This window comes from Mesorhizobium sp. M7A.F.Ca.CA.002.05.1.1 (assembly GCF_003998335.1).
Classification (GTDB): domain Bacteria; phylum Pseudomonadota; class Alphaproteobacteria; order Rhizobiales; family Rhizobiaceae; genus Mesorhizobium.
On sequence record NZ_RZQI01000567.1, the window covers coordinates 1 to 4,002 of the forward strand.

The 4,002-nt window shown below is 59.0% G+C and carries 4 protein-coding genes; all 4 read right to left on the bottom strand.

Going from position 1 to position 4,002, the window contains the following annotated elements; all coding sequences use genetic code 11:
• Positions 1–174, bottom strand: a 174-nt coding sequence (locus tag EN939_RS24085) for a TlpA family protein disulfide reductase (protein WP_164751180.1), incomplete at its 3' end; no start/stop codon positions are given.
• Between the two features lie 272 nt (positions 175–446).
• A complete protein-coding gene (locus EN939_RS24090) occupies positions 447–827 on the bottom strand; it encodes a hypothetical protein (protein ID WP_126080606.1) in 381 nt (126 codons plus the stop codon).
• 10 nt (positions 828–837) lie between these two features.
• Positions 838–2,136 carry a lysine N(6)-hydroxylase/L-ornithine N(5)-oxygenase family protein gene (locus tag EN939_RS24095; RefSeq protein WP_063169368.1) on the bottom strand — a complete coding sequence of 433 codons (1,299 nt, stop codon included), beginning with the start codon at positions 2,134–2,136 and terminating at the stop codon, positions 838–840.
• Between the two features lie 842 nt (positions 2,137–2,978).
• Positions 2,979–3,851 carry a universal stress protein gene (locus EN939_RS24100; RefSeq protein ID WP_063169369.1) on the bottom strand — a complete coding sequence of 291 codons (873 nt, stop codon included), beginning with the start codon at positions 3,849–3,851 and terminating at the stop codon, positions 2,979–2,981.
• Positions 3,852–4,002: the final 151 nt, after the last annotated feature.

The following is a 4,002-nucleotide window of genomic DNA, read 5'->3' on the forward strand; positions in this document are numbered from 1 at the left end:
ATATTTCTCCTGCAGTTCGATCAAATGGGGCATGGCGTCGACACATGGTCGGCACCAAGTCGCCCAAAATTCAACGAGGTAGACCTTGCCGGGCCGAAGGCTCGTGAGGGGCTCGCCACGCAGCCAGTTCTCCACTTTCAGCGCAGGAGCCGGGGACCCCATACGCAGTTCCATCTTGGTGTCCAAAGTCATTCCACACCTTTCGTCTCTTTTGTCGCGGAATATTTTCCAGTCAAAATCGGACACGGTCTCGAGGGCATTGCTCCCTCTCGCTTGCTTCAGCGGAGCTCTCACCGTGTTGCCGCACATCAAGCACGGCAAAGGGCATGCCAACCCTTCTTAGCTTCGGCAAGCGCCGGTACCGCCTTGAATAAGCGAGCCCTAACACGGCCAGCTGACGTTAACCTGAATGTCGGCTTTCGACGGCTCACCTTAGCGGCTGCCGTTTAGGAAGGTGAGAGTTTGGCTGGCCCGCTGGCGATAAGACCGGCTTCGGCGTCCTGGAGTAGTCGCACTTCGGCGATGGGGTCGAAAGTGCGGGAGAGGCTCGGTACCCTTGCAGCCACCGCCGCATGTGGCCCGGCGTCATAATTCGCGTCGCGGTTGCCAACGGCGGCGTTGGGCTCGATCCACGTGGCGTTGAGCCCGACAGCACGTAAAGCTGCATCGTGATTGAATGCCCTTTGCTGTTTCACGCCAAGCAGGAGTCGCGCGACGCTACCTTGCTCAAGCGCGAGCAGAGCGATCTGACGCCGTAGGAATATTGCTCGTCCCGCTTTTGCCGCCAGAGGCGGAAATCTTTCCTGAATGCCACCGCCGATCATCAATATCGACGAATCATATCCCGCTGCCCATTTGTTCGACTCCGAGGTCGGGCCAGCACTCCGTCAAGGGACGGTTGATGAACCCTAGATGCTCGGGATTGGCGCATGGCGCGCGCCGCAGAAGGCTGTCAAGGATGCGGCGCGCTCGCCAGGCCAGCAGCCCAAAGTTCGGATCAGCCAGCCCGCGCTGTCCAAGGCAGGCGTTCTGAACGAAAAGGCGTCGGTCTCGCGGTCCGTCCCAGTACACCGAAAAATCCTCGCCGATGGCGAGCTCATTGCCGATCTGTTCGAGGCGATCTGCGATCGGTTCTAGGAAACCCGGCAGCGGTTTCTCGTACCCGGTGGCCAGGATGACGATATCGGCGGTTACTTCTCCGATGTTGTCCAAGCCGCGTTGCAGCGTGAGCCTGTGCCCTGCTCCGGCATTGATGCAGCGCGACACGTTGCAACTTGGCCGCAATGTGATCTCGCATTGGTGTGGCTCGAGAAAGGCGTGGTGGTAGAGCGCCTGATAGACCGCGCGCAACTTGCTTTCTGAAATGCCCTCGGAGGCAAGCGCGAAACGCCGCAGGAACAGCTGTCGATGCACCTCGCTCATCGCAGCAAAACGATCCGAGAAGCATGGCGTGAACAGCCCGTTTGTGAACGCGTGGTCGTCGAAAGGCATCTCGCGCGTCAAGACCCATGTGATCGCCGCGGGCCGCCGTTCTTTCGGCCGGCCGACAAGGTGCAGTAGCAGCTCGGCTCCCGACTGTCCGCCGCCAACAACGCAGACATGCTTTTTTTGCACCTCAGGATTGATGTGGGCCAACTCAGATGAGTGGAACAGGTTGGGTCCAGTCCAGCCATGAAACTGAGGCGGAATTTGCGCCTGCTTGCCTATGTCGATGACGAGGTTTCTTGCATCAAGGACCGCGTTGTCCGTCCGCACGCGAAACTCGCCGTCAAAGCGGATTTCGCGAACGGCCTCGCCGCCACGGACAAGCGGATTCTTCTGGAACGCCCAGTTGAGATATTGGGCGAACTCGGCTCTAAGCACCCCGTGAAATTGCGCATTGAGGAAATTGTAAAGACGCCCGTTCTCGTGGAGGTAGTTTACGAATGTGTAGGCTGATCGCGGATTGACCAGAGTAACCAGATCCTGGAAGTGGCCGACCTGGAGCTCCGCGCAATCGAAAGCGCTGCCTGGATGTCCTCGGAAATCGACCTCCCGGTCCAGGAACAGTGCCCCTTGCGCAATCTCTTCCTGTATCTGACACGCAAGGCTCAAATTAGATGGTCCAGCACCCACACCAATACAAAAGAGGTCCACTTATCCTTACTCCTCTAGGAGTGTTTTCCAACTCAGCGGCATGTTGACGTCGATTGCCGGGCATTGAGCAATGCGAACCTCACAGGCATGCTTGAGCCGCGGTCCCGACTGAGAGGACAGCAAAAGCGTGTGCCGCCTTCCAGGTCTTGGGCTCAATGTCGGCGGCATCGACAGCGGCGCGGCGTGATCCGAACCCAAGAGCAGAAGGAAAGTGTGTGATGCTGTCGCGCGGCTCTTCCGGATCTTACGGCGGCTTCTAGCGCCGGCCTCCACCCCAGGAGTGGCTGTTTCCCTGCCACGACGGAAGCGGCTCTTTCTTTCGAGGGGCGTAACCATGGATAACGGCTCTTAATGCTTTCGGAGACTCCCATGCATGCGGCGTGCCGGATAAAGACCTGTCAAACCAACGAGTTCGCGCAGTTCCAGCTCGTCTGGAATCCGACATTGTCGCACGCCCGACGATCGGGCAGGGGAAGCTCCGCGGCAGCGGCCCTTGCACACCGCAGGCTGACAGGGACAGCCGCCGATTTGACGCGCGTCCGGGTACTGATAAGGGGCCTTCCAACAGGGTTCGCGCACGAGGCGGGGTCTCCTGGTACACCCGCCCTGTGGCTTGGCTGCGGTCTGCTGCAGCCGTTCGTCTTTACTGCCCGTTGCGGACGATCTCGCACGAGTTGGTTCACGAGAGCGTCGTGAAGCAGTCGAGGCGTCCGGTTTGGCTCTGACAAGCGTCGCAAGATGTTCGCGGATCCAGCCATGTCTCCGCAATCCGACCGGTAACCGACGACGACTTCGGACTGGTTGGCGGTCCTACGACCTGATCGGTGTTCCTACGGAGCTGATCAGCGAGCCAAAAACAGCGGCAATGTGGTCTTCCCAAAGCTCCAGCTCGGCGGACCGCCGAAAATCCGCTCACGCAGCCCACGGCTGCCATAAGCACCCATAACCATCATGTCAGCACAGATGTCGTTCGCGTGCTGGGTCAGCACTGTGCCCGCCGATTTGCCGGCGCTCTTAAGCAGGTCAACGGAGACCCGAGCACCGTGCCGAGTAAGATAGGCAGCGATGTCAGCTCCAGACTGCGCGCCTTTCCCGTTGTTTTGCGCCTTTGGATCGACCATAGCGACACAGACTTCCTTGGCAGCGGATAGGATACTAAGAGCTTCCCGAACCGCACGCGAGGCCTCTACACGCGAATCCCAGCCGACCAGCACGCGTCGAGGCGACAGCGTCGCCTTAACGCCCTTCGGCACGATGAGCACCGGCTTTCCGCTATCGAACAAGCAGCCGTTGACAACAGGAGGTCCGAGAGTCTCATCGTTGAGGAGGTCTCCTCCAACGATCGTCAGGTCAGCGCAGAGCGCCCGCTGTCGTGCCACTTCACCGAGGCTAGCCGGATCGCAATAGTCGGTGTCAACGTCACAGGAAAGCGACATAGCTTTCAGCCTTTTGAGGATATCCGCGGACCGTCTTTCCATTCTGGTCACGTCCTGTGAAAATTTCTCGATTTGCTGAAATCGATAGTTCGGTACTGCAATTGCCTGTGCACGTCCTGTATTCCATTCGGGGGGCGGAGACGACATCAAGAGCAATGGAGGCGGTATAATGAGTACCGATAGGTGCGCGCCGACCTCGGCACACAGTCCGGCAGCTGTTGTGAGGTCCTCATCAGAATGATCAGCACCCGTCACACTGAATATGCTTTTAAATTCCATTTGCCTGCTTCTCCTGGTCTTCGTTAGGAGCGCCTCAAAGCGGCAACACCGCTCTCAGGAGGAAGAGAGAGCGGCACCACGTTCGATCACCGATTTCAGTCGTCCGGCTTCTCGAGCGAGTAGCCGGCCGACCTGACGGTGCGAATGACGC